Source organism: Streptomyces sp. NPDC079141 (assembly GCF_040686775.1).
Lineage (GTDB): Bacteria > Actinomycetota > Actinomycetes > Streptomycetales > Streptomycetaceae > Streptomyces.
In genome coordinates this window covers 350,699-376,310 of sequence record NZ_JBFBLP010000006.1, presented here as the reverse complement: position 1 = coordinate 376,310, position 25,612 = coordinate 350,699, and the positions used below count along the sequence as shown (strand labels likewise).

24 protein-coding genes are annotated in these 25,612 nt (G+C 71.9%); 7 read left to right on the top strand and 17 right to left on the bottom strand.

The genetic code is table 11. From position 1 onward, the window contains the following. Positions 1–20: 20 nt before the first annotated feature. The 6 genes from AB0Q90_RS20210 to AB0Q90_RS20185 all read right to left on the bottom strand — a co-directional run bounded on the left by AB0Q90_RS20210 (position 21) and on the right by AB0Q90_RS20185 (position 8,682). Positions 21–4,154 (bottom strand): trypsin-like peptidase domain-containing protein, encoded by a 4,134-nt coding sequence (locus tag AB0Q90_RS20210; protein WP_363165531.1) that lies wholly within the window; start codon positions 4,152–4,154, stop codon positions 21–23. After that, the gene (locus AB0Q90_RS20205) at positions 4,151–4,495 is read right to left on the bottom strand and encodes a CU044_2847 family protein (RefSeq protein WP_363165530.1); all 345 of its coding nucleotides are present in this window, start codon (positions 4,493–4,495) and stop codon (positions 4,151–4,153) included. Before AB0Q90_RS20205 ends, AB0Q90_RS20210 begins: the two co-directional genes overlap by 4 nt. An 82-nt stretch (positions 4,496–4,577) precedes the next feature. Next, positions 4,578–5,222, bottom strand: coding sequence for a hypothetical protein (locus tag AB0Q90_RS20200; protein ID WP_363165529.1), 645 nt, complete (start codon positions 5,220–5,222; stop codon positions 4,578–4,580). A gap of 115 nt (positions 5,223–5,337) precedes the next feature. After that, on the bottom strand, positions 5,338–7,137 hold the full coding sequence (locus AB0Q90_RS20195) for a glycoside hydrolase family 3 protein (protein ID WP_363165528.1): 1,800 nt from the start codon (positions 7,135–7,137) through the stop codon (positions 5,338–5,340). A gap of 367 nt (positions 7,138–7,504) precedes the next feature. Continuing rightward, positions 7,505–8,152, bottom strand: coding sequence for a LysE family translocator (locus tag AB0Q90_RS20190; protein ID WP_363165527.1), 648 nt, complete (start codon positions 8,150–8,152; stop codon positions 7,505–7,507). After that, positions 8,140–8,682, bottom strand: coding sequence for a hypothetical protein (locus AB0Q90_RS20185; RefSeq protein WP_363165526.1), 543 nt, complete (start codon positions 8,680–8,682; stop codon positions 8,140–8,142). The genes AB0Q90_RS20190 and AB0Q90_RS20185 overlap by 13 nt, the downstream gene beginning before the upstream one ends. A 194-nt stretch (positions 8,683–8,876) precedes the next feature. Here AB0Q90_RS20185 and AB0Q90_RS20180 point away from each other — a divergent pair, with 194 nt between their 5' ends. From AB0Q90_RS20180 to AB0Q90_RS20165, 4 genes are all read left to right on the top strand, one after another. Then, the gene (locus AB0Q90_RS20180) at positions 8,877–10,214 is read left to right on the top strand and encodes a PLP-dependent aminotransferase family protein (RefSeq protein WP_363165525.1); all 1,338 of its coding nucleotides are present in this window, start codon (positions 8,877–8,879) and stop codon (positions 10,212–10,214) included. Positions 10,215–10,396: 182 nt separating this feature from the next. Then, entirely contained in the window at positions 10,397–11,629 is a 1,233-nt protein-coding gene (aroA, locus tag AB0Q90_RS20175) for a 3-phosphoshikimate 1-carboxyvinyltransferase (RefSeq protein ID WP_363165524.1), read from the top strand. A gap of 12 nt (positions 11,630–11,641) precedes the next feature. Continuing rightward, positions 11,642–12,280 (top strand): GNAT family protein, encoded by a 639-nt coding sequence (locus tag AB0Q90_RS20170; protein WP_363165522.1) that lies wholly within the window; start codon positions 11,642–11,644, stop codon positions 12,278–12,280. Beyond that, positions 12,277–12,636: a DUF6086 family protein gene (locus AB0Q90_RS20165; RefSeq protein WP_363165521.1), complete on the top strand. Its 360-nt coding sequence runs from the start codon at positions 12,277–12,279 to the stop codon at positions 12,634–12,636. Before AB0Q90_RS20170 ends, AB0Q90_RS20165 begins: the two co-directional genes overlap by 4 nt. Here AB0Q90_RS20165 and AB0Q90_RS20160 read toward each other — a convergent pair. After that, a complete protein-coding gene (locus AB0Q90_RS20160) occupies positions 12,623–13,561 on the bottom strand; it encodes a LysR family transcriptional regulator (protein ID WP_363165520.1) in 939 nt (312 codons plus the stop codon). The genes AB0Q90_RS20165 and AB0Q90_RS20160 overlap by 14 nt on opposite strands. Before the next feature lie 51 nt (positions 13,562–13,612). Here AB0Q90_RS20160 and AB0Q90_RS20155 point away from each other — a divergent pair, with 51 nt between their 5' ends. Then, positions 13,613–14,179 (top strand): alpha/beta hydrolase, encoded by a 567-nt coding sequence (locus tag AB0Q90_RS20155; RefSeq protein ID WP_363165519.1) that lies wholly within the window; start codon positions 13,613–13,615, stop codon positions 14,177–14,179. On the opposite strand, the gene AB0Q90_RS20150 is transcribed toward AB0Q90_RS20155, so the two are convergent. From AB0Q90_RS20150 to AB0Q90_RS20130, 5 genes are all read right to left on the bottom strand, one after another. Beyond that, complete coding sequence (locus AB0Q90_RS20150; RefSeq protein WP_363165518.1) at positions 14,160–15,395, bottom strand: MFS transporter; 1,236 nt, start codon at positions 15,393–15,395, stop codon at positions 14,160–14,162. The genes AB0Q90_RS20155 and AB0Q90_RS20150 overlap by 20 nt on opposite strands. Before the next feature lie 80 nt (positions 15,396–15,475). After that, positions 15,476–16,276, bottom strand: coding sequence for a sugar phosphate isomerase/epimerase family protein (locus tag AB0Q90_RS20145; protein WP_363165517.1), 801 nt, complete (start codon positions 16,274–16,276; stop codon positions 15,476–15,478). 17 nt (positions 16,277–16,293) lie between these two features. Beyond that, a complete protein-coding gene (locus AB0Q90_RS20140) occupies positions 16,294–17,226 on the bottom strand; it encodes a bifunctional helix-turn-helix transcriptional regulator/GNAT family N-acetyltransferase (RefSeq protein WP_363165516.1) in 933 nt (310 codons plus the stop codon). A gap of 77 nt (positions 17,227–17,303) precedes the next feature. Next, positions 17,304–17,900: a dihydrofolate reductase family protein gene (locus tag AB0Q90_RS20135; RefSeq protein ID WP_363165515.1), complete on the bottom strand. Its 597-nt coding sequence runs from the start codon at positions 17,898–17,900 to the stop codon at positions 17,304–17,306. An 87-nt stretch (positions 17,901–17,987) separates the two neighbouring features. Next, complete coding sequence (locus AB0Q90_RS20130) at positions 17,988–18,737, bottom strand: sporulation protein (protein ID WP_363165514.1); 750 nt, start codon at positions 18,735–18,737, stop codon at positions 17,988–17,990. A 122-nt stretch (positions 18,738–18,859) separates the two neighbouring features. Here AB0Q90_RS20130 and AB0Q90_RS20125 point away from each other — a divergent pair, with 122 nt between their 5' ends. Continuing rightward, positions 18,860–19,432: a DinB family protein gene (locus tag AB0Q90_RS20125; RefSeq protein ID WP_363165513.1), complete on the top strand. Its 573-nt coding sequence runs from the start codon at positions 18,860–18,862 to the stop codon at positions 19,430–19,432. Here AB0Q90_RS20125 and AB0Q90_RS20120 read toward each other — a convergent pair. Both AB0Q90_RS20120 and AB0Q90_RS20115 read right to left on the bottom strand, forming a co-directional pair. Beyond that, positions 19,429–20,274, bottom strand: a complete 846-nt coding sequence (locus AB0Q90_RS20120) for an NmrA/HSCARG family protein (RefSeq protein WP_363165511.1) — start codon at positions 20,272–20,274, stop codon at positions 19,429–19,431. The genes AB0Q90_RS20125 and AB0Q90_RS20120 overlap by 4 nt on opposite strands. 46 nt (positions 20,275–20,320) lie before the next feature. Beyond that, positions 20,321–21,244, bottom strand: a complete 924-nt coding sequence (locus AB0Q90_RS20115) for an EamA family transporter (RefSeq protein WP_363165510.1) — start codon at positions 21,242–21,244, stop codon at positions 20,321–20,323. A gap of 79 nt (positions 21,245–21,323) precedes the next feature. Between AB0Q90_RS20115 and AB0Q90_RS20110 the strand changes: the two genes are divergently transcribed. Beyond that, positions 21,324–22,193 (top strand): LysR family transcriptional regulator, encoded by an 870-nt coding sequence (locus tag AB0Q90_RS20110; RefSeq protein WP_363165509.1) that lies wholly within the window; start codon positions 21,324–21,326, stop codon positions 22,191–22,193. Between the two features lie 62 nt (positions 22,194–22,255). Here AB0Q90_RS20110 and AB0Q90_RS20105 read toward each other — a convergent pair whose 3' ends face one another. Genes AB0Q90_RS20105 through AB0Q90_RS20095 form a run of 3 tightly spaced genes read right to left on the bottom strand, consistent with a single transcriptional unit; the run spans position 22,256 to position 25,391 of the window. Beyond that, complete coding sequence (locus tag AB0Q90_RS20105) at positions 22,256–23,053, bottom strand: sugar phosphate isomerase/epimerase family protein (protein ID WP_363165561.1); 798 nt, start codon at positions 23,051–23,053, stop codon at positions 22,256–22,258. Between the two features lie 32 nt (positions 23,054–23,085). Then, on the bottom strand, positions 23,086–24,237 hold the full coding sequence (locus AB0Q90_RS20100; RefSeq protein ID WP_363165508.1) for a dihydrodipicolinate synthase family protein: 1,152 nt from the start codon (positions 24,235–24,237) through the stop codon (positions 23,086–23,088). Then, complete coding sequence (locus tag AB0Q90_RS20095; protein ID WP_363165507.1) at positions 24,234–25,391, bottom strand: Gfo/Idh/MocA family oxidoreductase; 1,158 nt, start codon at positions 25,389–25,391, stop codon at positions 24,234–24,236. Before AB0Q90_RS20095 ends, AB0Q90_RS20100 begins: the two co-directional genes overlap by 4 nt. Between the last annotated feature and the right edge of the window lie 221 nt (positions 25,392–25,612).

Sequence of the window (25,612 nt, the reverse complement as noted above, 5' to 3'; positions counted from 1 at the left end):
GGGAGGGCCCGCCGTCGGTGTCAGGGGCAGACGGAGGTGTCCTCGTCGGGGAGGTAGGCGGCGCGCTCGTCCGTGGTGAGGTCCCGGCCGAAGGTGCGGCAGATTTGCTGGAGGGCCTCGTCGGGTTCCGGGATGGAATCGATGTTCCACAGCCGCGTCGTCCCGTCGCCGCCCGCGGTGGCGAGAGTACGACCGTCGGGACTGAACGCCACGGACGTCACACCGCTGAAGCTGCCGAGAAGTGCAGTGCGGGGCTTGCCGGTGTGCGCGTCCCACAGACGGACGGTTCCGTCCCCGCTGCCGGTGGCCAGGATGTCGCCGTCGGGGTGAAAGGCCACCGAGTGAACAGCCGCGATGTGCTTGGTCAGAGCGGTGAGTCGCTCGCCCGTGTGGGCGTTCCACAGGCGGACGGTTCCGTCGTCGCTGCCCGTTGCGACTTTTTCGCCGTCCGGGCTGAATGCCACCGACCACACGGCGCCGCCGTGCCCCGCGAGTGTCGTGCGCTTCTCCCGAGATGCCACGTCCCAGAGAACTGCCGTCGAGTCGGCGCTGGCTGTGGCCAGGAAGCGGCTGTTCGGGCTGAACGCCACGTTGAACACCTCCTCGTCGTGCGCGGCGAACTCATGGCGGGGCTCCCCGGTGACCGGGTCCCGAAAGAAGACGATGCCGTTGTCATCGGCGGTGGCGAGGGTCCGACCGTCATCGCTGAAAGCCACTGACCGCACCCAGTCCTGGTGTTCTTTGTGTTCGGCGAGGCGCTTGCCGCTTTCCGCATCCCAGAGGCGGACGGTTTCGTCGTCGCTCGTGGTGGCTACGGTGTGGCCCTTGGGATGAAGGGCAACCGCTTCCACCTCGTCGCCGTGTTCGCCGAGTTTCTCGCGGAGCGCACCGGTCTCCGGGTCCCACAAGCGCGCGGTCTTGTCGGCGCTTGCGGTGGCGATGGTGTGGCCGTCGTGGCTGAAGGCCACTCGGTACACGCTGCTGGTGTGGCCCCTGAGGGTGGAGCGGTCCTTGCCGGTCTCCGCGTCCCACACACGCAGCGTCGTATCGCTGCTCGCGGTGACGAGCGTACGGCTGTTCCGGCTGAAGGCCAGCGCGAGCACTTTGTTCGCATGCCCGATCAAGGTGGCTCTGGGCGCACCGGTGTGCGCGTCCCACAGCTGCACGAAGCGGTCGGTGGCCGTGGCGAAGGTCTTGCCGTCCGGGCTGAAGGCGATGACGAGCGCCACGTCGAACAACTTGGTGTGCTTCTTGCCGGTGAGCGGGTCTCTCAGGTAAGCCGCCTCGTAGCTGTCGGTGGTGGCGAGCGTCTTGCCCTTCGGGTTGAAGGCCACCGATGTCACGGCCAGCCCGTGCTCCTTGAGCGTGGCGCGTGAGGCACCGGTGTGGGGGTCCCACAAGCGGACGGTGCTGTCGGCGCTGCCGGTGGCAAGCGTGTTTCCGTCCGGGCTGAAGGCGAGGGTTCTGACGGACTCCTGGTGGCCGGTGAGGATTCTGCCGGGTTTGCCGGTGTGGGGGTCCCACAGCCGGACGGTGTTGTCGGCGCTGCCGGTGGCGAGGGTGTTTCCGTCCGGGCTGAAGGCGAGGGTTCTGACGGACTCTTGGTGGCCGGTGAGGATTCTGCCGGGTTTGCCGGTGTCGGCGTTCCACAGCCGGACGGTCCTGTCGGCGCTGCCGGTGGCGAGGATGGTTCCGTCCGGACTGAACGCCAGGGCATTCACCGCGTCCCTGTGCCCGGACAGTTCGGCACGGGTTTTCATGGTGGCCGTGTTCCACAGCCGGATGTCCCGGTCCACGCCCGCGCTGGCGATGGTGCGGCCGTCCCGGCTGAAGGCCACGGCACGCACCTCTTCGGAGTGCCCGGACAGACGTCGCTGGGCCGGCAGGGCCGCGGCGCTGCGCAGCGTGTCGGTCGCCTCGGACGTACGACTGCTGCGGTACGCCTTCACCGCCAGCAGTGCCGCGAGTTCTGGATTGGTGCCGAGGAGTTCGTTGGACTGGGCCGCGAGTTCGCGGGACAGCGCGGCCTCCTTCGCGTTTCCCACCCGCACCCACTCCCACACCGCACCCGCCACCGCCAGCAACGCCAGCACCAGCAATCCGCCGAGCACCCCGTTGAGCACCCTGCTCCGTCGGATCGCCGACCGTTGCCGGTCCCTGCTGGCCGTCAGGAAGTCGGCGAGGTCCGTCGGCAGGCGTCGTTGTTCGGACCATTCGAGGCCCTCCGCCAGTGCGGTGCCGCCCAGCAGGTCGCCCGGGTCCTTCTGCGCCGCCCAGCGGGACTGGCGTTCGCGGGTGCGGCCGAGCCACTCCTGGAAGCGGTGGTCCTGGTCGACCCACTCGCGCAGGGCGCCCCAGTCGCGGATGAGCGCCTCGTGGATCAGTTCGGCCACCGGCTCTCCGGGAGGGGCGCCGGGGAGTTGCGGGGCCCGGAGGGTCTGGGTGGTGATGATGCGGCGGCGGGCGAGCGCGGCGATGACCGAGTCGACGGCCTCCTGCTCCCCGGTGTCGCCGGTCGCGGCGGCCAGATCGCGCAGCTCGTGGAGGGGAACCTGGGTGCGGACGGCGGTGATGTTGTGGCGGGGGTCGGCCGGGTGCACGAGAGAGGTGAGCGCCCGGCGGGCGATGACCTGCTGTTCGGGGGAGAGCTCGTCCAGCGCGCTGTCGCACCACGTGGTGACGCTGCCGCTGACCTCCCCGATGCGTGAGTACGCCTCGTGGGTGAGGTAGCCGTCCTTGCGCCGGTCCCACAGCTGCTGGAGCGTCATCTCCAGCAGCGGCAGCACGGTGACGGGCGCCTGACGGGTGATCGCCGCTTCGGGGGTGATGTTCAGTACGTCGCCGATGATCCGGTCGGGCAGCCCGGGCTGGAAGTGCAGCCCCACGTCGTCCGCGGGACGGACGATGATGTCGTGCAGGTCCTGATAGCTGAGCGTGCCCGGCACATTCAGCAGGCCCGGCATCGCCGCGTCCAGCAATCTCGGGGCCAGCGCCGCCAGTTGCGGATAGAAGTCGTCCCGCATGATCAGGATCATGGTGACCTTCGTGTACGCGTCCGCGGCCGAGGTGACCTCGTCGATGGCGCCCAGCAGTTTCCGCAGCCGGCCGTTGGTGCTCTGCAGCAGCAACTCCTCGAACTGGTCGATCACCAGCAGAACGCGCTGGTAGGACGGCTCGGCCGCCAGCCTGCGGTTGACGGCCGCGATGATGCCGTCCTCGCTCGCCCCGGGCAGCCCCGCCTGCTCGATCTCGGCGAGCATGTCCTGCCGGGGCCTCGTCAGCACCGGCAGCCAGCGGTCGCTGCCCGGCAGTTCGCCCGCCGCGAGCGCACGCAGCACGCCCGCCTGGATCAGCGAGGACTTCCCCGACCCCGAGGGCCCGAGCAGCAGCGTCAGCCGCTGCTGCCGGGCCAGGTTCGCCACCACCTGCCGTACCGCCTCCGAGCGGCCCTCGAACCACCTGGCGTGCTCGGCGGTGAACGGCTCCAGACCCCGGTACGGGCACACATCGTGCTCGGCCAGCTCAGGCAGGATCTCCCGCAGCACCTGGGTGGGCGTGGCGTACGCGATGGCCAGACCGCGTTCATGCAGGTCAGGCGAGACGATCTCGATGAGCATGCCGATTACGAGACCGGTCCTCTCGTCGAGCACAGGCCCGCCGCTGAACCCCGTGGTCAGGTCGTTGGCATCGGTCAGCTGCAGCAACGCTCCCCGGCCGTCCACGGCGGGCAGCAGATCGCCGACCGTGCCGAAGCCGAGGTGTCCTTCCGGCCGGGCCTGCGCGGGGAACCCGTACGAGCGCACATCGTGGCCCCGGCAGCCCTCCGAGGAGCCGAGCGGCAGGACGCGCGCCCCGGCCGGTGTGCTGCTCAGCCGGACGAAGGCCACGTCCTCGCCCTGCACGGAACGCCACCATTCGGCCGGGACGAGGCCCTCCAGCCGATCGGCGTCCACCAGGTGCGGGAAGGCCAGCGGCACTGTCGCGCCGGGCCCGCCGCCGGCCGCCTCGACGACGTGCGCACAGGTGACCACCAGGCCCTCGGCGACCAGGAAGCCCGTGCCGGCCACCCGGCCGTCGGGGGTGAGGATCTGGGCCACCGACATCGGCAGGTCGGTGGCGATGCCCTCGCCCGGTGTCTGTTCCTCCCCGGTCATGGCGCCCCCGCGGGGGAGTGACCGGGGTCCTCGCTCTTCCAGGCCACGGTCACCTTCAGATGGCAGCCGGCCTGGCTCTTGGTGATCACGGCCCCCGCCTCGAACGCGAGGTCGACGCCGAACTCGACGGTGATCTCGTCGGGGCGGGCCTTGCGCAGTTGGGCGAGGGTGGCCCGGGCGGCCTCCGTGACCGGTTCCAGGGCCCCTTCCAGCGTGGCCGGCAGCTCCCGCACGGTGTCGCCGATACGCCCGGCCTTCACCGGCCCCGCGTCCGGCGGGCCCGGCTCCTCCACCAGCAGCCAGCCCCCGCTCTCCAGAGGTATCCGAGTCAGAGGTGTCACGACGCCACTGTGCGTGAACCTGGCATATGCCGCACGCCGGAGTGGGCCGTCCGCGTGCCTTCCCCGGATCCGCGTGCCTTCCTCAGAGCGGCCGGGCGCACCCCACCGGCCGCTCGCCGCCGAGCTGGACGTAGAGGGCCGTGGAGATCGGGCAGTCGGCGCGCTCGGCGACCGCCTTCACCACCTTGAACTGCGGCTTCTTGCGGCCCTTGCCGTCGCAGGCCGTCTCCCGGACCTGGCCGCCGCCGGAGCTGTAGACGCAGTCGCCGACGATGGTGCGCGGGCCGCCCCCGCCGCCCGGGTCGCCGGGGTGCGGTGCGGAGAGGTTGCGCATGCAGGCGTAGCCCTGCGGGACGGCGCCGTCGCCGTCCTCGTCGGAGGCCGGGGCCTGTTCGCTGATGTGCAGCACGAAGTCCGTGGTCGCCGGGCACGGCGGACCGTCGCCGACCGCGCCGTCGAAGCGCGCGACGACCCGCGCCGCCGCCCGCTCCCCGGTGCACGGCACCTCCGTGAAGCTGGTCGTCCCGAACGAACTGCACTCGTCGACCCCGAGGAACACCGTTCCGTAGCCGGAGGGCCGGGCCCCGGCCGACGAGGCCGGTGACGAGGCGTCCCCGGCGAGCCGGCCGTCCCCCTCGGTGCCGTCCCCCGACTGGCACCCCGTCAGCAGGGCGGCGGCCAGCACCAGCAGTGCACAGCCCACCCCCACGGCACGTCTCTCACGCATCGCACTCCCCCCAATACCCCCGCCCAGCGTGGCCCGCCGCAGCGGGCGCACGCCAGACGCGCGGGACGCTTTGGGCCCTTTTGGGGTCGTGCGCCGGGGCCGTGACGTACGGGCGCTACGCCGGATACGACAGCCCGTGCCCGATCGGATACAGCACCCGCGTCGGATCGTCCGCCCGCTGCACCGGCACCGGCAGCTGCCCGGTCGGCGACACCTCCCCGGCGATCACCCGGGCCGCCGCCCGCAGTTCGACGTCGGTCCAGGAGTACGAGGCCAGGTAGCCGCGGACGGCGGGGAGGTGTGCCACGTCGTACGGGTTGCGGATCGCCACCGCCACCACCGGTTTCCCGGTCGCCAGCAGTTGCTGCACGAGCGTCTTCTGGGCGCTCGTCGCCGAGACGTTGTACGTCCCGACCACGATCGTGTCCGCGCCCTCGGCCGCCGCCACCGCCCGGGCGATGGTCGTCGCGGACGGGGCCGTGCCCGTGGACAGGGCCGTGGCCGTGAAGCCGAGTTCGCCGAGCGCGCCGGCGAGCACCCCCGTCGGCGGTCCCGTGGTGCCGGAGGGGGAGGCCGGGTCGGCGCCCACCACCAGCAGCCTCGGACGCTCGGCCGGGGACAGCGGCAGCAGGCCGCCCTCGTTGACCAGCAGGGTCGTCGTGCGGTCGGCGACCCGGTCGGCCGCCGCGAGGTGCGCCTCGATGCCGACCGTGCGGTCGACGCCGCGGTGGCCGACGTACGGGTCCTCGAAGAGCCGCAGCTTCGCCTTCAGCCGCAGCACCCGCAGAATCGACTCGTCGAGCCGGGCCTCGGTGAGCTCCCCGTCCTGTACGGCCTTCAGGACGGCGTTCCAGGCGACGTCCAGCTTGGGCGGGTTGAGGAGCTGGTCCACGCCCGCCTTGAGCGCCAGCACCGGGACGCGGTCGTCGCCGTACTTGGTCCGTACGCCCTCCATGCCGAGGGAGTCGGTGACGACGACCCCGTCGTAGCCGAGCTCCTCGCGCAGGATGCCGGTGAGGATCGGGCGGGAGAGGGTGGCCGGGTCGCCGGAGTCGTCGAGCGCCGGGACCATGATGTGCGCGGTCATGATCGAGTCGATGCCGGCCCGGATCGCGGCGCGGAAGGGCGGCGCGTCCAGCTCGTCCCACTGGGCGCGGGTGTGGGTGATGACGGGGAAGCCGTAGTGGCTGTCGACGGCCGTGTCACCGTGCCCGGGGAAGTGCTTGGCGGTGGCCGCGACCGACGAGTGCTGGTAGCCGACGACCTCGGCGGCGACCAGGCCGGCCACCGCCGCCGGATCGGCGCCGAAGGAGCGCACGCCGATGACCGGGTTGGCCGGGTTCACGTTCACGTCGGCCACCGGCGTGTAGTCCTGCCGGATGCCGATCGCCCGCAGCTCCTTGCCGGCGACCCGGCCCAGGGTGCGGGCGTCGGTGCGGGAACCGCTCGCCCCGATGGCCATCGCGCCCGGAAAGAGGGTGGCGGGCTTGCCCACGCGGGCGACTATGCCGTGCTCCTGGTCGGTGGAGACGAGGACGGGCAGGCCGCGGGGCTGCTCCAGGGACGCCTTCTGGATCCCGTTGGACAGGTCCGCGATCTGGTGCGGATCGCGGGTGTTGTGCGCCCACGCGAAGTAGATGATGCCGCCGACGCGGTACTTGGCGATGAGCTCGGCGGCCGTGCGGACGCCGATCTCCTTGAGGTTGGCGTCGATGTCGGCCTGGTCGGGGGCGGTGGCGGAGTGGCCGTAGACCCGCATCACGAAGAGCTGGCCGACCTTCTCCTCCAGCGTCATACGGGAGATGAGCGAGCGGAGCTTCTTGTCGTCGAGGCTGTCGGCGTGTGCGTCGGTTCCGATCGCCAGTGCCGCGGTGACCCCTGCTGTCGCGGCGAGGACGGTACGTCTGGAGGGCACATGCGCTCCTTCCGGAGGCGGTCCGCTGAAGGAAACTTCCGAGGAGTCACGAATAACCGGGAAGTTTCTGCCAGTCAAGGGAACGCACGCTAATGGGAAAACCGGTCAGGAGAACGCACGCCGACGAGAAGGGGGGGCCGCCATCGGCGCTGTTTGGAGGGGGGCGCGCCGATGGCGGCTTGCTGCCGGCCGCAGTACGGCGGAGAGGGTGGTCAGCGTTCGCAGCCAGCAGCGAGGCCGACACCGCACCGCGGTGACTCTCCGGCAACCTGCGAGTTGGACGAGCGGGGGTGGGGGCGGGTTCCCGCCTCCGGGCGGATTTCCCGAAGTTGGTGCACCGGTGCCGGAGGGTGCGAGTGCGACGCCGTCAGCTCGCCTTCGCCGGGCCCGAGGTGTCCACGGCCAGGGACGCGGCGAGCGCCCCGAGGACCGTGCCCATGGCATAGCGCTGCACCTTCAGCCAGGCGGGGCGGCGGGCGAGGAAGACGGCGATGGTGCCGGCCGCCAGCACGATGGTGAGGTTGACCGTCACGGCGACCACGATCTGCACCGAGCCCAACAGCAGCCCCTGGAGCAGCACATGGCCCGCCTCCAGGTCGATGAACTGGGGGATGAGCGAGAGGTACATGATGGCGATCTTCGGGTTGAGCAGGTTGGTCACAAGGCCCATCGTGAACAGCCGGCGCGGCGAGTCGTGCGGCACGTCCTGCGGCGCGAACACGGAGACCCCGCCGGGCCGCAGCGCGGTCCATGCGAGGTACGCCAGATAGCAGGCACCGGCCAGCTTCACGGCGACGTACAGCCCGGGTACGGCGAGGAAGACGACGGACAGGCCCAGGTTCGCGGCCGTCAGATACACCAGGAAGCCGACGGCGACGCCGCCCAGCGAGATCACCCCGGCGCGTCTGCCCTGGGTGATGCTGCGGGAGACGAGATACAGCATGTTCGGGCCCGGGGTGAGCACCATGCCGAGGGCCACGACGAACACGCCGAGGACTCCGCTCAGGTCGACCATGACAACTCCTGGTGTGCCGGACCGCCGCCCGCCTCGACGAGACCGTGGGCGAGGTCGTGGAGCAGATGACGGGTGAAGAAGCCGACGGTGAGCCGTGGGTCGGCGAGGCCGGGGTCGGCGCGGTCCCAGTCGTCGGCGGTGAACGCGGCCAGCCGGCGGGCGAGGGTCTCGGCGGCGCCGGCCAGCTCGCGGGAGACGCGGTCGGGATTCTCGTCGCGGTAGGGGAGCTCCGAGATGGGGCCGACCCTGCTCGGTGCAATATCGAGGATTGCATCGAGTCGGGAGTGGAAGAGCAGACACATGTCCCGGGCGTGGCAGCCGTGCTCAAGAGGCGACCAGCCGGGTGTGCCGGCCCGCCGTCGGGCGGGGTGCGCGGGGTGCGCGAGGAGCAGCTGCCACTGGGTCGCGTACGTCCGCAGCAGGTGGGCGACTTGACCGCGCCCGGCCGCCTGTGAGGTGAAGCCGCACCGGTCGCAGTCCGGCGGCGGGAGCGGTATCCGATGGAGCGGGGACGGCAGGGTGTCGCACACGGGACGCGGGGCTCCTTCCCGACCTCGGTCAAGGCAATGCCCCGAGTGTAGGGAGGAGAATCGACTCGATGCAATGACGTTATTGCACTCGGTGCAATTCTGTGGTTGGGTGGGTGGCCCGGAGGCCGATGCCGTCCGGGTCATCCGGATCGTCCAGGTCATCCGGATCATCCGGGACGAGAGGAGAGCGCGCCGTGCGGGACTACCGGAGCGTCGCCGACGAGGTGGCCGAAGAGATCAGGTCCGGCACCCTCCGGCCGGGCGACCGGCTGCCCCCGCAGCGCGTGTTCGCCCGCCGTCACAACATCGCCGGCTCCACCGCCACCCGCGTCTACCGGGAACTCGCCCGCCGCGGCCTGACCGTCGGCGAGGTGGGACGCGGCACCTTCGTCCGCGCCGCCGCCCCCGCCGACCCGCGCGCCCTCGGCGAACCCACGGGCAGCCGGATCGACCTGGAGTTCAACTACCCGGTCGTACCCGAGCAGTCCGCGCTGCTCGCCGAGAGCCTCGACGGACTCCTGCGCCCCGACGTCCTCCAGGACGCGCTGCGCCCGGTCGGCCCGGCCGCTCACGCGGCCGTCCGGGAGTCCGCCGCCGACCTCCTCACCCGGGGCGGCTGGCGCCCCGACCCCGCGCACGTACTGTTCGCCGGGAACGGCCGGCAGGCCCTGTCGGCCGTCTTCGCCGCCCTGGTCCCGCCCGGCGCCCGGCTCGGCGTGGAGGAGCTGACCTACCCCGTCGTCAAGGCGATCGCGGCCCGGCTCGGCATCACCCTCGTCCCCCTCGCCATGGACGAGGACGGCCTCGTCCCGCAGGCCGTCGAGGAGGCCCACCGCGCGGCCCCGCTGCACGCCGTCTACGTCCAGCCGGTCCTGCACAATCCGCTGTCGCTCACGATGCCCCCAGAGCGCGTGGCGGCGTTGGCCGAGGTCCTCACCCGCCTGGACCTCCCCGCGGTGGAGGACACGATCTGGGCCTTCCTCCACGACGAGCTGCCGCCCCTGGCCGCCCGCGTCCCCGAACGGACCGTCCTCGTGGACAGCCTGTCCAAGCGCATCGCCCCCGGCCTCTCCCTCGGACTGGTGGTCGCCCCCGCCCCGCTGCTCGGCGACCTCGCCGCCGCCCTGCGCTCCGGCGGCTGGACCGCCCAGCGCTTCGCCGTGGAAGCGGCGGCCCGCTGGCAGCGCGAGGGCATCGTGAAACGGCTCGTGCGGGCCAAACAGCAGGACGCCGCCGTACGCCAGGCCCTCGCGGCCCGGCACCTCACCGGCTTCACCGTGCGCACCGACCCGCACTCCTACCACTGCTGGTGGCAGCTGCCCCGCCCCTGGCGCGCCGACACCTTCGTCGCCGCGGCAGCCCGCTACGGCATCGGCGTCCCGCCCGCCGCCGCCTTCACCGTCGGCGACGCCCACGCCCCCAACGCCATCCGCCTGGGCCTGGCCACCCCCCGGCCCGAAACCCTCTCCTCGGCCCTGGCAACACTGGCCGACCTGGCCCACTCGGCCCCGGACGACCTGGTGACGGACTGAGGCGGCAGGGCCCATCCAGCGGACGCGCCGGTGGCGAGGCCCGCCCTCGGGGGCTCCCCGGCGCGATGGTTCACCACGTGGACTCCCCGGCGGCACGGCCCCTCCTCGTGGCTCCCCGCCGGCGCGGTCCATCCCGTGGACGACCCGGCACCGCCCACCCCCCGCGGGCAATCATGGGCGGCATGCCCGTTGTCGACATTCCCGGTTCCAAGTCCATCACCGCGCGCGCACTCTTCCTCGCGGCCGCTGCCGACGGGGTGACCACGCTCGTGCGGCCGTTGCGGTCGGACGACACGGAGGGGTTTGCGGAGGGGCTGGCGCGTCTTGGTTATCGCGTCGGACGGGCGCCGGAGGCCTGGCAGGTCGACGGGCGCCCGGAGGGCCCCGCGGTCGCGGAGGCGGACGTGTACTGCCGCGACGGGGCGACGACCGCCCGCTTCCTGCCGACCCTGGCCGCGGCGGGCCACGGCACCTACCGCTTCGACGCCTCCGCGCAGATGCGCCGCCGCCCCCTGCTCCCGCTCACCCGCGCCCTGCGCGACCTGGGCGTGGACCTGCGGCACGAGGAGCGGGAGGGGCACCATCCGCTGACCGTCGTGGCGGCGGGGGTCGAGGGCGGCGCGGTGACCCTCGACGCCGGGCAGTCCTCGCAGTACCTCACCGCGCTGCTGCTGCTCGGCCCGCTCACCCGCAACGGCCTGCGCATCCACGTCACCGACCTGGTCTCCGTGCCGTACGTCGAGATCACGATCGCGATGATGCGGTCGTTCGGGGTGGAGGTGACCCGTGAGCAGAACGTCTTCGTCGTTCCGCCGGGCGGCTACCGCGCCACCACCTACGCCGTCGAGCCCGACGCCTCCACCGCCAGCTACTTCTTCGCCGCCGCGGCCGTCACCGGCGGCGAGGTGACCGTGCCGGGTCTCGGGCAGGGCGCGCTCCAGGGCGACCTGGGCTTCGTAGACGTCCTGCGCCGGATGGGCGCCGACGTCGAGATCGGCACCGACCGCACGACCGTCCGCGGCACCGGCGAACTGCACGGCCTGACCGTCAACATGCGGGACATCTCCGACACCATGCCCACCCTCGCCGCCATCGCCCCCTTCGCTTCCGGCCCGGTGCGCATCGAGGACGTAGCCAACACCCGGGTGAAGGAGTGCGACCGCCTTGAGGCCTGTGCGGAGAATCTGAGGCGGCTGGGCATCACCGTCGCCACCGGCCCCGACTGGATCGAGATCCACCCCGGTGCCGCCCCCACCGGCGCCGACATCAAGACCTACGGCGACCACCGCATCGTCATGTCCTTCGCCGTCACCGGCCTGCGCGTCCCCGGTATTTCGTTCGACGACCCGGGCTGCGTCCGCAAGACTTTCCCCGGTTTCCACGAGGAGTTCGGGGCGCTGCGCGCACGACTGTGAAGGTGAGCACGGGTGGGGTTCAAGCTGGAGGGTCCGGTCCTTGAAGGTGCGCTGGTGCGCCTTGAGCCGCTGGAGAGGCGGCATACGGCCGGGCTGGCGGTGGCGGCCGAGGAGAACCGGGGCTCGTACGACTTCACCTGGGTGCCGAGGGCCAGCGAGGTGGAGGCGTACATGGACGCCCAGTTCGCCCGGGCGGCCGCGGGCCTGCTCGCGCCCTACGCGCAGATCTCGACGGCGACGGGACGCGTGGTCGGCACCACCTCCTACTGGGAGCCCCGCTGCTGGCTGTCGGAGGACCGACTGGACGCCATCGAGGTCGGCTTCACCTGGCTCGCCGCGTCCGCACAGGGAACCGGCGTGAACGCCGAGGCGAAGCTGCTCCTCTTCCGGCACGCCTTCGAGGAGTGGGGCGTCTCCCGCGTCGATCTGAAGACGGACGCCCGCAACAGCCGTTCACGCGCCGCGATCCAGAGCGCGGGCGCCCGCTTCGAGGGCGTCCTGCGCAACTGGTCCCGCTCCTGGGCGCCCGGCGAGGAGGGCCGTCTGCGCGACTCCGCGATCTACTCGATCACGGCGGCCGAGTGGCCCGAGGCCCGGACCCGCCTGGAGGAGCGCGTCGCCCGCTACCCGGTCCCGACGGCGGCCCCTTGAGCCAGTACTTCGAACTCGGCGACGAAACCCTCTGGAACCCCTCGAACGGCGCCGCCCGCCTGTTCCTCCGCCAAGTGGCCGTCTTCGAGGCGGAACTCGGCCTCCCCTCCGGCATCGGCCCGATGGAGAACGACGAGAGCGCGATCGACCCCGCCGCACTGGAGGCGTTCGCGACCGCCCTGCTCCAACGCCGCCGGAACACTCATCACCGGATCATGTGGATCCTCTCCGAGGGCTTCACGGTCACCCTGCTCGCCCTCGCCGAGCAGGCCCACCTCGACCTGCCCTGGTCCACCGAGGAGGAGGACACCCTGCGCCAACAGGTGCGCAGGGTGCGCGGCTTCATGCCGACGTGACCGCGCGCGCCGACTCCACCAACGCCTCCCGTACGGCCGTCAGTACCGGATCCGCTTCCGAGCCCGTGCGTACGGCCGCGAAGACGTTCCGGGACGGCGGTGTGCCCCGCGTCGTCAGCAGCGCGACCCGGCGGTGCGCGTACAGCGGCCGCACCAGGCGGGGGACCAGCGCCACGCCCTGCCCCGCCTCGACCAGCGCCGCCAGCGCACCCCAGTCGTTCACCGCGTGCCGGATGTCCGGCGTGAACCCCGCCGCCGCGCACACCGACCGCGCCACCGCCCCGCAGCAACTGCGGGCATCGCCCACCACCCAGGCCTCCGCGGCCAGCTCCCGCAACCCGACACGGTCCCGCCCGGCCAGCCGGTGACCCTCCGGCACCGCGACGTCCAGGACGTCCGTGCACAGGTCGATCCGGTGGTAGCGGGCGTCCGTGGACGGCGGTGCCGCCGCGAAGTCCACCGCCACGGCCACATCGACCTGGCCGCCGTCCAGCGCCGTGAACAGGTCCGGCGGCTCCGCCTCCACGACGTCGACGCGGACCCGCGGCAGCCGCTCGGCCAAGGCCGTCAGCGCCGCCGGCAGCAGCCCCAGGATCCCGCTGGAGAAGCAGCCGACCGTCACCGCACCGCGCCCGCCCTCCCCGTACCCCGCCAAGTCGGCCCGCGCCCGCTCCAGTTGGGCCGCGATCAGATCGGCGTGCGCCAGCAGCACCCGCGCCTGCCCGGTCAGCCGTACGCCCCGGCCCTCCCGTTCCGTCAGCGGTACGCCCGCCTCGCGGGCCAGCGCCGCGATCTGCTGCGAGACCGCCGACGGCGTCAGATGCAGCGCCTCGGCCGTACGCGCCAGGCTGCCCCGGCGCTGGAGCTCCCGCAGGACGGTCAGACGGCGCAGATCAACAGTGAAGGGCTCGCTTACCGGTTCCATCACCAAAGATTAACTGGACCTGGTGAACGGTGATCGGAAACCATCGACGCCATGACCTCTTACCTCATCCTCCACGGCTGGCAGAACCACCGCCCCGAGGGCCACTGGCAGCACTGGCTCGCCGGACAGCTGACCGAGCTCGGCCACCAGGTCACCTACCCGCAGCTGCCCGACCCCGACGACCCGGAACTGGACGTATGGCTCGCGGAGCTGGAGCGGCACCTGGACGGGGTCGAGGTCGTCGTCGCGCACAGCCTGTCCGTCGCCCTGTGGCTGCACGCCGTCGCGCGCGGACTGCCGGGCCTCGATGCCGTGGAGCGGGTGCTGCTCGTCGCCCCGCCGTCCGACGCGGTCATCCGGAGCAACCCGGAGATCGCCGGATTCGCCCTGCCGCCCCTGGAGTTCGGCCTCCCCGGCCCCACCCGGCTGGTCGCCGGCGACAACGACCCGTACTGCGCGGAAGGCGCCGACCGCCTCTACGGCGACCCGCTCGGCCTGCCGGCCGACGTCCTGTCCGGCGCCGGCCACCTCGACCTGGACGCCGGTTACGGCCCGTGGCCCGCCGTACTGGCCTGGTGCCTGGATCTCACCGCCGGGTTCACTCCTCGTCCGGCGTGACCCCGTCCCGCAGTTCCGGGGTGCTGACGGCGACGTAGGCCACCGCGAGGAGGCACAGCAGGCCCCCCGTGATCAGGGCGGTCGCGCCGGAGGTCCAGCCCGCCACCAGACCGCCGCGCAGATTGCCGAGGTGCGGACCCGCCTGGCCGACGACGGCCTCGGCCGCCGTCACCCGGCCCAGCAGGGCGTCCGGGGTGCGGGTCTGCACGATCGTGGTGCGCGACAGCACCGAGACGGAGTCGGCGGCACCGGCCACCACCAGCAGCCCGAGGCCCGCCCACGCGCTGGTGGTGAGGCCGAACAGGGCGAGCGCCCCGCCCCAGACCGCCGCCCCGCACAGCATGACCGCGCCGGGCCGGGCCATCCGGGTGATGGGCCCGGACAGGGCGGTCGCCGCCACCCCGCCGACGGCCAGCGCGGACAGGAACAGGCCGAGGGTGCGTGGACTGCCGCCGAACCGTTCCTCGTTGACCAGCGGGAACAGGCTCACCGGCATCGACAGCAGGGTCGCCGCCAGGTCGGTGATCAGCGCGCCGCGGACCACCCGGTTGCCGCCCAGGAAGCGCAGACCGTCCAGCACGCCGTGCAGCCCGGCCCGCGACGGCTCGCCCTCGGGCGGCAGCGCGGGCAGGCCGAAGGCGCCGTAGAAGGACAGGGCGAAGCTGAGGGCGTCGATCAGGTAGCAGATGCCGATGCCGAACCAGCCCAGGAACAGACCGCCGAGGGCGGGGCCGAGGAGCATCATCGCCTGGGCGGTGACCTGGTTCAGGGCCAGTCCGGCGGCCACCTGGTCCTTGGGCAGCAGCCGCGGCACGAACACGCCCGCCGCCGGACCGCCGACCGCCCCGAAGCAGGAGCCGGCCGCCACCAGCGCCAGGATCCCCGGCACCGGCAGACCCCCGACGAAGCCCTGCACCGCCAGCAGCAGGGAGCAGACCGCCTGGCCGACGGTGGCGACGAGATAGATCCGGCGCCGGTCCCCGCGGTCCACCCAGGCCCCGGCGATCAGCCCGACGACCACCAGGGGCACCGCCTGGGCGAGCCCCACCGCGCCGCTCCACATCGCGCTGTGCGTCATGTCCCACACCTGGAACATGACGGTCACGATGGTCATGAAGCTGCCCAGGATGGACGCCGTGCGCCCGATCAGCAGCCGCCGGAAGACGGGGGAGGTGTGCAGTGGCCGTACGTCGACGAAGGTACGGGCGAGGCTCATGAGGGCATGGCGGAATACGGCTCTGGCTGCTGCGGCATGGCGGGGACGCTAACCCACGATCCCCGCCCCGGGCCAACGAATTACGCGGACTCGTTCAGCAGCCGGGCGAGGTGGTCGTGCCCGGCCCGGAGCAGCTCCGGAAGCGGCGCGGCGGCCTCGTACCACCGCTTCTCGTACTCCCAGCACAGCCAGCCGTCCCAGCCGTGCCGGGAGAGCACCTCCACGCACTCGGACAGCGGCAGCACCCCGGCGCCCAGCGGCAGCGGGGTCGTGTCCTCGGCCGAGGCGATGTCCTTGACCTGCACATAGCCGAGATACGGGGCGAGCGCGGCGTAGGACTCGGAGGGCTGCTCGCCGCCCAGCCAGGTGTGCATGACGTCCCACAGCGAGCCGACGCTGCGGTGCCCGACCGGCCCGAGGACGCGGATCGCGGCGGCGCCGGTGCGGTGCGAGTCGTGGGTCTCCAGCAGGATCCGTACGCCGAGGTCGGCGGCGTACTCGGCTGCGGTGCCGAGCCTGCGGGCGGCGGTCGCGTCGGCCTCCTCGGCGCTCTGGGCCACATCCGCGCCCGGAAAGACGCGGACGAAGCCGGCGCCCAGGTCACGGGCGAGGTCGAGCAGGCCGTGGATCTCCGCGATCACCGGTTCGTCGGGGCCGGGCGCGGCCACGCGCGCGTACCCGGCGACACCGAGGACCTCGATGCCGGCCGCCTTGAACTCGGCCGCCGCCTCGGCCCGCTCGGCAGGACCGAGGCCCGGGTGCACCGGCTCCTCCGGATGCGCGCGCAGCTCCACGCCGTGATAGCCGTGCGCGGACGCCAGCCGCAGCACGTCGGGGAGCGGAAGACCGGGGACACCGAGGGTGGAGAACGCCAGCTTCATGGTCGCGACTCTACGCGTCACTCGGCGCTGTCGTGCAGGTCCAGACGCCAGTCCTGGCCGACCAGATCCTTGCCGAAGGAGCGGTGCGGCTTCTCCGCGCACAGGACGAAACCGTGGCGCCGGTAGATACGGCGGGCGGCGGCCAGGACGTCGTTGGTCCACAGCACGAGGTCGCGGTAGCCGACCCCGCGGGCGAACTCCACGACCGCCCCGACCAGCCGGTCCCCGATGCCGAGGCCGCGCGCGTCGGGCTCGACGAGGAGGAGGCGCAGCCGGGCGGTGGCGGGCGCCTCGTCGCGTACGCACATCACGCACCCGACCGGCCGCCCGTCGAGCTCGGCGATCCACACCCGCTCCAGATGCGGATCGTGGTCCTCGGCGAAGTCGGCGACGATCCTCGCGACCAGGCCCTCGTAGTCGGTGTTCCAGCCGAACTGGGCCGCGTACAGGGCCGCGTTGCGCTGCACGATCCAGCCCAGGTCGCCGGGGCCGGGCTCGCGCAGTACGACGTCCTCGCGGCGCGGGGGCCGGCCGTCGGAGAGGATCTCGCGGACGGTGCGCATCGCCTCGGCCAGCCGCGGCCGGTCGGCGGCCGGCACCGTCGACAGCAGCGAGCCGACCGCCTCGTCCGACCGCTCTGCCAGCAGGGCCGCGGTCTCCCGCCCGCGCGAGGTGAGCACGATCCGGCGCCGCCGGGGATCGTGCTCGGAGGTGGTCCGCTCGACCAGCCCGTCCTGCTCGAACTTGTTCAGGATCCGGCTCAGGTAACCGGCGTCCAGGGAGAGTTCGCCGCGCAGGTCGGCCGCGTCCGTGCGCGGCGAGTGCGCGAGCTCGTACAGGACGCGGGACTCGGTGAGGGTGTACGGCGCGTACAGGTGGCGGCTGTAGTCGAGGGCGCCGATGACGTTCGTGTAGAAGCGGTTGAAGGCGCGGATGTCCTGGACGGTCATGATCGACCCGCTCCCCGATACTTGACTCAGTCAGAGATACCGAACGGGTCGAGCGTAGGACGCCCGCGCCTTCGGGGCTACCCCTCGGCGGCGGGCCGGAAGACGCACAGCTGTACGCCGGTCTTCCCGGTGGTCGCGGAGACCAGTTCGAAGGGACGCTTGCCGCCGTCCGTAGGGAAGATCGACTTGCCGCCGCCGAGCAGTACCGGCATCACGGCGAGCCGGAGCTCGTCGACGAGGCCCTCGGCGATCAGCGTGCGGACCAGGGTCGGGCTGCCCATCATCGCCAGGTCGCCGCCCTCGGCCTCTTTGAGCGCACGGATGCGGGCCACGGCCTCGTCGCCCGCAATGCGCTCGGTGTTGTTCCAGGTCAGCTCCGCGTCGGTCAGCGTGCTGGAAACGACGTACTTCTTCAGGGAGTTGAGCCGGTCGGCGAACGGGTCACCGGCCCGCTCCGGCCACGCCCCCGCCATCGTCAGATACGTACGACGCCCGTACAGCAGCGCCTCCGCCTGCTCCAGCCCCTCCGCGAACGCCGGGCCGAGCACCTCCGGGTCGAAGTACGGGTGCGACCAGCCGCCGTGCTCGAAGCCGCCGTCGGTGTCCTCCTCGGGACCGCCGGGGGCCTGGACGACGCCGTCGAGGCTGATGAACTCGGTGATGACGATGCGCATGGGACTGTCTCCGTTTCCGTGTTCCGTTGTTGTCGGTGGTGAAGACCGGGGCGGGCCCCGGAACTCATCGGTGCGACGGCGACGGATTTACGAGCCGGGCAGGAACCGCGACCGGTAGTGGGCGTCCAGCTCCGCACGGACCTTCTCCGCGTCGAGGCCGTCGTAGGAGAAGGAGAGCCTGCCGGTGCCGCCGGTCAGCAGGTCCATCGAGTCCTCGAAGGCGTTGAAGGCGATCTCGACCTGGCCGATGGAGCTGCCGTACTCCGCCGGGAACCACATCTCGATCTCCTGCCACCAGTCCACCCGCGAGGCCACCGCGGAGCTGGGCGTGCCGCGCTTCAGCTCGGCCTCGTCGAAGCGGAAGCCGAGGTCGGCGAAGGCCTGGAGCACGATGTCCTGCGGGGCGAGCGGGTGCACATGGAACTCGTCGAAGTCGCCGCGGTCCACGGACTTGTCGATGGCCAGCTCGGTCCGTACGGCCACCCGGGCGCCCTTGAGCAGCTTCCCGCCGAGGAAGTGCGTCAGCGGCATCTCGAAGGGCAGCTGGAAGACGACGTCCTTGACCAGGTCCTTGCCGGCCGCCAGCGTGAAGGGCTGCTCGTCGGTCCAGGACAGGAGCACGCCGGGGTTGTCCCAGCTGCTCTCGTTGCTCTCGTTGTCCTCGAACAGCCCGACGACGTCCAACTTCAGCCGCTCGACCAGCACATCGGCGCCGCCCCCGCGCAGCGTGACGGTCGCGGTCAGCTGCTCGCCCGGCCGGACCGAGCCCCGGTCCAACACCGTCTCCACCTGCGGTGCGTTGATGCCGAGCGAGCTGAGAAACGTACGGAATGCCATGCTGGCGCCCCTCCCCTGGGTATGTGTCCAGCGCACTCTATGGTGCGGAACCGGACATTCAGTAGTGATCTTGGTGCGCGAAATCCGCTGGACGGGCATCGCTCGCCCGACAGACTGGCCCGATGACCGAACAGGACCTCAAAGCGGACCTCCGCCTGAACCTCCAGGACGCCCGCGATGCCCTGCTCTGGAAGCTCCAGGGCCTGTCCGAGTACGACGTCCGCCGCCCCATGACCCCGACCGGCACGAACCTGCTCGGCCTGGTCAAGCATCTGACCGGCGCGGAGGCCCTGTACTTCGGCACGACCTTCGAACGGCCCTGTCCCGCACCGCCGTTGTGGATCACGGGCGACGCCGAGCCGAACGCGGATCTGTGGGCGAGGCCGGACGAGAGCCGTGAGCGGATCGTGGCCGACTACCGCCGGGTGTGCGCGCACGCGGACGAGACGATCGACGCGCTGCCCCTGGACGCCCGCGGAAAGCTGCCCGGCGGCGGTCCCGAACTGACCCTCCACCGCGTCCTCGCCCACATGATCGGTGAGACCCACCGCCATGCGGGCCACGCCGACATCGTCCGCGAACTGATCGACGGCGCGACCGGGCAGCGTGCCGCGGGCCCGAACACGGCTCCGGGCGACGCCAGTTGGTGGGCAAAGCACCGGGAGCGGGTGGAACGGGCGGCCCGCGAGGCCTAGCCGCGGCTCACGCTCAGCCACGCCTCCAGGGTCAGCAGCCCCGGATGCCGCTCGCGGAGGGCGGCGAGGTCGGCTCCGTACCCGTGCTCGTTGATCCAGCCGTACATCTTGGCGAACTCCTCGACCGCTTCCGGCCGTTGCTCGAAGCGCGTCGGAACGCCGTCGACCCGGCCGAACACCTCGGCGATCTGCCGCACCGTCAGCTCGTCACCGGCGATCTCGACCGCCCTGCCGATGAACGCGTCCGGATCAGCGAAGGCGTCCGCGGCGATCCGGCCGATGTCGGACACCGCGATCATCTGGAGCGGGGTGTCGGCGTCGAGAGCGACACCGCACACCCGTTCACCGCCCTCGGCCCGCTCCGGCAGCATGTACCGCCAGTTCTCCATGAAGAACACCGGCCGCAGCACCGTCGCGGGCACCCCGACGGCCTCGATGTACGTCTCTATCTCCGCCTTGCTCTCGAAGTGGGCGACGCCGGTGCCGAGTCGGGCGGGGCCGACGGAGCTGTACACCAGGTGCGGCACACTGGCGGCCACGGCCGCGTCAACGACGTTCCTGCCCTGCCGCACCTCGACCTCGGGACGTGGATCGGTGAAGTCGGCGGGCTGCACACTGAAGACACCGTCCACGCCCCGCGCCGCCGCACGCAGCGACCCCGGGTCGTCGAGGTCACCGTCGGCCAACTCGGCGCCGAGCACCCGAAGTTCCTTGGCTGCCGCGGAGTCCGGGTCGCGGACGAGGGCGCGCACCGCGCGGCCGCGGTTGAGCAGCGCGCGGGCGACGGCGCCGCCCTGGCCGCCGGTCGCGCCCGTGACCAGGACGGGGCTGTTGTTCTGCATGGTGAGTTCCTTGGGGGGCTGGAGGGTTTCGGGGGCGGGCCGGTGTTCAGTCGCGTGAGCGTGCCGGTGGCGGCAGTTGGCCCGCGACGATCGCGGCGAGCGCGAGTGCGAAGCCGACGAGCTGGAGCGGACCGAAGGTCTGGCCGAGGACGACCGCGCCGAGCACCGCGGCGACCAGCGGGGAGAGCAGGACGAGTACCGCGGCCGAGGTGACGGGCAGGGCGGTGATGCCGCGGAACCACAGGACGAAGGTGATCAGACCGCCGACCAGCCCCAGCCAGAGGTATCCGAGGGTGGCGGGCAGGTCGATCGCCGGCGGCGCGCCCTCGAAGAGCACCGTGAGCGGCACCAGGAACAGGCCTCCGGCGGTGAGTTGCCAGGCGGCGAAGGTTGTGGGACTGGCCTCGGCGGGACGCCCCCAGCGCTTGGTGAGCGTCACCCCGAGCGCCATCGAGGCCGCGCTCGCGAGGCCCGCCGCGACACCGATGGCGTCGAAGCTCGCGGCCGGCCCGATCACCACCAGGCCGACACCGGCCATGCCGGCCAGCCCCCACGCCAGACGCCAGGCCGTCAGCCCCTGGCGCAGGATCGCCACGGCCAGCAGGGCGACCACGAGCGGCTGGGCCGCCGCCAGGGTCGCGGCGACGCCGCCCGGCAGGCGCTCGGCCGCGACGAACAGCAGCGGGAAGAACATGCCGATGTTCAGCACCCCGAGCACCGCCGCCTTGCCCCACCAACTCCCGCGCGGCAGCGTCCGGGTGAAGGCCAGCGCGATCAGCCCGGCGGGCAGGGCGCGCAGCATCCCCGCGAAGAGCGGGTGCCCCGGCGGAAGCAACTCGGTGGTGACGACGTAGGTGGTTCCCCATACGACGGGTGCGAACGCCGTCAGCAGGGTGCGCGGCAGATTCCCGCCGAGCAGACCGCTGCCACTGGCTCCGCCCACGACTGTCTGTGCTGCTGGACTGGTCATGCGACGAGTCTCGTCCCGCACCGATCAATGAGTCCAACACATGCTTGTCAGTTCATCGATCGTGATTCACGATAGATCGGTGGAACTCCAGCAGATGCGCTACGTCATCGCCGTCGCCGAGACGAACAGCTTCACGCGCGCCGCCGAGCGCTGTCTGGTCGTCCAGTCCGCCCTCAGCCACCAGATCGCCAAGCTGGAGAAGGAACTCGGCGCGAAACTCTTCGAGCGCACCAGCCGCCGGGTGCGGCTGACCCCGGCCGGCGAGGCGTTCCTCCCGGCGGCCCGCCAGTGCCTGGACGCCGCCGAGCGCGCGGCCGCCGAAGTCGCCGCGGCCGTGGGGGAGGTACGCGGCAGGCTCGCCGTGGGCCTCATCCCCACCGTCGCCGCGGTCGACATCCCGGGCACGCTGCGCGAGTTCCGCCGGCGCTACCCGCACGTACGCATCAGCCTGCGGGTGGCGGCCAGCGAGCACCTGGTCGAGCGGGTCAAGGAGGGGACCATAGATGTGGCCTTCCTCGGACTGCCGCCCACGGTCCACCCCCAGGGCGTCGCCGCACGCGAACTCGCCCGCGACCGGCTCGTCGCCGTGGTCGCACCGGACCATCCCCTCGCCGAGGAACCGACGGCCGACCTGCGCCGGCTGTCCTGCGAAACCTTCGTCGACCTGCCCACCGGCACGGCCGGCCGCATCCAGTCCGACCAGGCCTTCGCCGCCGCCGGCCTCACCCGCGAGGTCGCCTTCGAAGTCACCACCGTCGACTACAACATGACCCACCTGATCAGACAGGGCCTCGCCATCGCGATGCTCCCCTCCACCTACGTCCCCCACCTGGCCGGCGTCACCACCATCGAGGTCACGGACGCACCCACGCGCGTCGAGTACGTCGCGTGGAGCCACGGCGGCCGCACACCCGCGGCGACGGCGTTCCTCGACCTGCTCGACAAGTAGCCCGGACATGCGAACGGGACGCCGACGGCCCGCATGCCGTCGGCGTCCCTGGCCGGTCCCGGCTACCCCGCGTGCTCCACGAACCGCGCCGCCGTCTCCGCCAGCAGCTCACGCCCGTCCCGGGCCCACAGTTCGTCGTTGAACAGCTCCACCTCGATGGCGCCGGTGTACCCGGCGGCCTCGACGTAGCCCTTCCACTCCCGCATGTCGATCGAGCCGTCGCCGATCTGGCCGCGTCCGTTGAGGACGCCCTCGGGCAACGGGGTGATCCAGTCGGCGAGTTGGAAGGTGTGGATACGGCCGCCCGCACCGGCCCGGGCGATCTGCGCGGGCGCGGTGTCGTCCCACCAGATGTGGTACGTGTCGACCGTGACGCCGACCTGGTGGGCGGGGAAGCGCTCGGCGAGGTCGAGGGCCTGGGCGAGCGTGGAGACCACGCAGCGGTCCGAGGCGAACATCGGGTGCAGCGGCTCGATCGCCAGCTTCACCCCGTGCTCCTCGGCGTACGGGCCCAGCACCGCCAGCGCGTCCGCGATCCGCTCCCGGGCGCCGTGCAGGTCCTTCGAACCGGCCGGGAGGCCGCCCGAGACCAGGACCAGCGTGTCCGTGCCGAGCGTCGCCGCCTCGTCGACCGCCCGCCGGTTGTCGTCCAGCGCCTTGGCGCGCTCGTCCGGCTCGATGGCCGTGAGGAAACCGCCGCGGCACAGCGTGGTGACGGTCAGGCCCGCGTCGCGGACCAGCTTGGCCGTCGCCTCCAGGCCGTAGGACTGGACGGGCTCGCGCCACAGGCCGACGTTGGTGACGCCCAACCGGCCGCAGGAGTCGACCAGTTCCGGCATCGACAGCTGCTTGACGGTCATCTGGTTGATGGAGAAGCGGGAGAGGTCGCCGGTCACTGGTTCACCCCGTACAGCGAGAGCAGGTTCTTCATCCGCTCCTCGGCCAGCTTCGGGTCCGGGAACAGGCCCAGGCCGTCGGCGAGTTCGTAGGCCCGGGCGAAGTGCGGAAGGGAGCGGGCCGACTGGAGGCCGCCGACCATGGTGAAGTGGCTCTGGTGGCCCGCGAGCCAGGCCAGGAACACCACGCCCGTCTTGTAGAAGCGGGTCGGCGCCCGGAAGAGGTGGCGGGACAACTCGACGGTGGGGTCGAGCAGTTCACGGAAGCCCTGGGTGTTCCCCGTGTCCAGGACCCGGACCGCCTCCGCCGCCAGAGGGCCCAGCGGGTCGAAGATGCCGAGCAGCGCGTGGCTGAAGCCCTGCTCGTCACCGGCGATCAGCTCGGGGTAGTTGAAGTCGTCGCCCGTGTAGCAGCGCACCCCGTCGGGCAGCCGCCGGCGCAGGCCGATCTCGCGCTGCGCGTCGAGCAGCGAGACCTTGATGCCGTCGACCTTGTCGGGGTGGGCCGCGATCACCTCCAGGAAGGTGTCGGTGGCCGTGTCGAGGTCGACCGACCCCCAGTAGCCCTCCAGCGCCGGGTCGAACATCGGGCCCAGCCAGTGCAGGACCACCGGCTCGGCGGCCTGCCGGAGCAGATGGCCGTAGACCTCCAGGTAGTCCTCGGGGCCGGAGGCAGCGGCGCACAGGGCTCGGGAGGCCATCAGGATCGCCTGCGCGCCCGACTCCTCCACGACAGCGAGCTGCTCCTCGTAGGCCGCGCGGACCTCGGCGAGGGAACCGGCCGTGATCTGGTCGGTGCCGACCCCGCAGGCGATCCGGCCGCCGACCGCCTTGGCCTCGGCGGCACTGCGCCGGATCAGCTCGGCGGCGCCCGCCCAGTCCAGGCCCATGCCGCGCTGGGCGGTGTCCATCGCCTCGGCGACGCCCAGCCCGTGGGACCACAGGTGGCGGCGGAAGGCGAGGGTGGCGTCCCAGTCGACGGCGGCGGGCGAGTCGGGCGTCGTGTCGGCGAACGGGTCGGCGACGACATGGGCCGCCGAGAAGACCGTACGGGAGGTGAACGGCGCACCCGTGGTCAGCGCGAGGGGCTCCTGGCGGGGCTCGTACGCCCGCAGGGCCCCGGTGGAGTCCGGGAGCTGGATGGTCACAGGCCGATCTCCGGGACGTCCAGGCGGCGGCCCTCGGCCGAGGACTTCAGGCCCAGCTCGGCGAGCTGGACGCCGCGGGCGCCGGCCAGCAGGTCCCAGTGGTAGGGGGCACCGGCGTAGACGTGCTTGAGGAAGAGCTCCCACTGGGCCTTGAAGCCGTTGTCGAACTCGTCGTTGTCCGGCACCTCCTGCCACTGGTCGCGGAAGGAGTAGGTGGCCGGGATGTCCGGGTTCCAGACGGGCTTGGGGGTGGTGCTCCGATGCTGCACGCGGCAGTTCCTGAGCCCCGCGACCGCGGAGCCCTCGGTGCCGTCGACCTGGAACTCCACCAGTTCGTCGCGGTTGACGCGGACGGCCCAGGAGGAGTTGATCTGGGCGATCGCGCCGCCCTCCAGCTCGAAGACGCCGTAGGCGGCGTCGTCGGCGGTGGCGTCGTAGGGCTTGTCGTTCTCGTCCCAGCGCTGGGGGATGTGGGTGGCGGTGAGGGCCTGGACGGACTTCACCCGGCCGAAGAGCTCGTGCAGGACGTACTCCCAGTGCGGGAACATGTCGACAACGATGCCACCGCCGTCCTCGGCACGGTAGTTCCAGCTCGGCCGCTGGGCGGTCTGCCAGTCACCCTCGAACACCCAGTAGCCGAACTCGCCGCGGATGGACAGGATCCGGCCGAAGAAGCCGCCGTCGATCAGCCGCTTCAGCTTGAGCAGGCCGGGGAGGAAGAGCTTGTCCTGGACGACGCCGTGCTTGATGCCGGCGGCGTTGGCGAGGCGAGCCAGCTCCAGGGCGCCGTCCAGGCCGGTGGCGGTGGGCTTCTCGGTGTAGATGTGCTTGCCGGCGGCGATCGCCTTCTTGATCGCCTCCTCGCGCGCGGAGGTGACCTGGGCGTCGAAGTAGATGTCGACGGTCGGGTCGGCGAGGACCGCGTCGACATCGGTGGAGATGTTCTCCGGGTCCAGGCCGTGCTGCTCGGCCAGCGCCTTGAGCGCGTGCTCGCGGCGGCCGACCAGGATCGGCTCCGGCCACAGCACGGTGCCGTCGCCGAGGTCGAGACCGCCCTGCTCGCGGATGGCCAGGATGGACCGGACCAGGTGCTGTCGGTAGCCCATGCGCCCGGTCACGCCGTTCATGGCGATACGCACCGTCTTGCGTGTCACGTCATTCCCTTCGCAGGAGTCGTACGCGGTTGTGCGCGCCGCGTACGCCTCTACTGATGAGCGTCACAGCAAGCGCTTTCTATCTATGAAGAAGCTAGCCTCTCTGCAGCGGTCCGGACAAGACCGTGACGGGGTTGAGTTGTTCGAGGGGGCGAACAACGAAGGGTCATGGCCTTAAGGTCTGCTCGGAACCGGGCCCTGTATGCCCGCGTGTACGACGA